Annotated in this window: 2 protein-coding genes; one reads left to right on the top strand and one right to left on the bottom strand. The window is 30.3% G+C overall.

Going from position 1 to position 2,589, the window contains the following annotated elements; translation table 11 throughout:
- Positions 1–172 precede the first annotated feature (172 nt).
- Positions 173–1,330, top strand: coding sequence for an MFS transporter (locus EZH24_RS10120; RefSeq protein WP_137999017.1), 1,158 nt, complete (start codon positions 173–175; stop codon positions 1,328–1,330).
- 34 nt (positions 1,331–1,364) lie between these two features.
- Here the strand turns inward: EZH24_RS10120 and EZH24_RS10115 are convergent, their stop codons facing one another.
- Positions 1,365–2,438: a DUF3298 and DUF4163 domain-containing protein gene (locus tag EZH24_RS10115; protein WP_236847160.1), complete on the bottom strand. Its 1,074-nt coding sequence runs from the start codon at positions 2,436–2,438 to the stop codon at positions 1,365–1,367.
- Between the last annotated feature and the right edge of the window lie 151 nt (positions 2,439–2,589).

Here is a 2,589-nt window from a genome sequence, read left to right as displayed (position 1 = left end):
TTTAATTTAATATAAATTTCAATAGTTATGTTTAATACATAAATAATATGGATTATAATAAATGCTAAAAAATTAAAATATTGACATATAAAAAATTAATTATAAAATCTTTGTCGAATTATAAAATTAAATTATAACAAATTGTAGAATAAAAAATATTTAGGAGATTAAAATGCCTTTTGCAATATTTATGCTTACTTTTTCGGCGTTTGGAATAGGAACGAGCGAATATATAATAATGGGGTTGCTTTCGGAAATAGCGGAAGATTTGAATATTACTATTCCTCAAGCTGGCTCTTTGGTTACTATGTATGCTATGGGAGTCGTTGTCGGCGGACCTTTGCTTGCAATTCTTACTATGAAACTTTCGAGAAAAATCGCCCTACTCTCTTTAATGTGTATGTTTATAATCGGAAATATTTTATGCGCGTTATCGACAAGCTATCATTTCTTAATGGTTGCGAGAGTTTTGGCGGCATTATGTCATGGAACTTTTTTTGGAATCGCTTCAGTTGTGGCGGCGGGCATGGTGGACGAAAATAAAAAATCGCAGGCTATAGCTTTGGTTTTTATGGGAGTTAGTTTGGCAAATATATTGGGAGTTCCGATAGGAACTCATATTGGCGAGCAATTCGGATGGAGAGCTACATTCTGGCTTGTAAGTTCTATAGGAATTCTTGCCGTTTTAGCTTTATTAAAATTCATTCCGTCAAAATTGCCAATGCCGAGCGGAGACATTATAGGAGAGTTCAAAATTTTAAGACATAGAAGAGTATTTATTCCTTTGATATTATCCGTTCTCACTTCCGCAAGTTTATTTACAATATTCACTTATATCGATCCTATTCTTCAGCAAGTCACTATGGTTGATAAAGCCACCGTAGTAAAAATATTATTTTGGATAGGAGCGGGACTTTCTATTGGAACTTTAACGGGAGGAAAACTTGGAGATAAAAGTTTAATAAAATCATTAATATCTATTATGTTTATAATTGTGATTATTCAAATAATAATGTTATATGTCAATACAAAAGTTATTCCTATGATAGCGACTCTATTCTTTTGGAGCATAACGGGATTTGCGGTTTGTCCTATGCTTCAGGCTTTGGTGGTGGAACAGGCAAAAGGCGCGCCAAATTTGGCTTCGACTTTCAATCAAAGTTCTTTCAATTTGGGAAATGCAATCGGCGCGAAATATGGCGGACTTCTCATACATTTCGGAATCGCTTATAAAAATTTATCAATATATGCGGCAATTATAACGATTATAGCCATTATTTTGACTTTATATTTCAGGCATTATATAAAACATAGAAAAACTAACGGTTGATTTGCAACAGTTTTTATAGTTTATTAATATAATCTTATTCAAAAATATTCTTATATTCGTCTTTCAAATATGGCTTTATTTCGTCTACCAAAAATAAAACTTCACTATCTCCCATAGAGTAAGGAGCGATTTCGTATATTCCCCAAGTGAAAGTCAAGCCTTTTGAAGTTATATAAAAATTATTTTCTTGTAATGAAATCTCGTCCAAATTAAAATAACTCTCTTCATCAGCCATTGATAAAAGTTTTTGTTTTACTTTACTTAACAAATCCGAATCGTTCACGTTGATTAAAATATCTTCTATTTTTAATCTTTCGCCGTTTGATAAAGAATAAACTTTATAATCTTTTTGGTTATATCCATGCGCTCCGCCCGTATATTCGTAAAAATATTTATTTATCGAAGCTATTTTTTCGCTTAAATAATCTATTCCATATTCTGATATTGAATAGTAATGGGACATATATTCGCCCGCCCATTCGTTATAAAACCAAAGCACATCGTTGCTTAAAATATTTTTTACATCGGATAATTTATTTATATCCAATTTAGCGTCCGTTATTTCGGAATTTATATCCAAATTTATTTTGTCTATTATACTCGATTTGCTATCGTTATTAAATAAAAATATTGAGGAATAATATTCAAAAGTTTTCATATCTTCTTCGGATGCATTTGTAGGATAGACATTTGTGTATCTATATCGGATAACTTTTGCGCCAGAAAGCGGAGATTTTGCACTTACAAAGTTAACTTCTCTATCGTCTATTTTTCCGTTAAATCCCGCATCGGATAAATTGCCTTCTATATAGTTAGTTTCGTAATCGCCTATGGCTTCGGCTTTTATATATCCTTCGTTAATTTCCGTGTCGAATACAAAAGCGTCAATCGATTGATTTGTGTAAAATATATAATCTACAAACGCACTTTTAGAATTTTCTTCTAATATCGTATTCAAATATTCTCCGTTGTAAGCTGTCAAATAACGCATATCGAATACTTGCAATTTTTCGTTTTCGGTTAATTGAATTTCCTTTTCCGCATTCGAGCATGAAATTATTATTGAAATCGTAATTAAAATTAATATTTTGAAAATTGTTTTTATCATTTTTTAATCCTTGTTTCTAATTTTAAATTTTGATTATTATATACGAACCGATATTTTTGTCAATAGAAATAAGATTGACAATATACAAAATTAATTATAAAATTTTTTCAATATCATAATTCAAAAAGGAATTAAAAATTTGAAATTAAAA

Origin of the sequence: Brachyspira catarrhinii, assembly GCF_005518285.1 — a bacterium.
In the GTDB taxonomy this organism is placed as follows: Bacteria; Spirochaetota; Brachyspiria; order Brachyspirales; family Brachyspiraceae; genus Brachyspira; species Brachyspira catarrhinii.
This window is presented reverse-complemented; position numbering and strand designations above follow the sequence as displayed.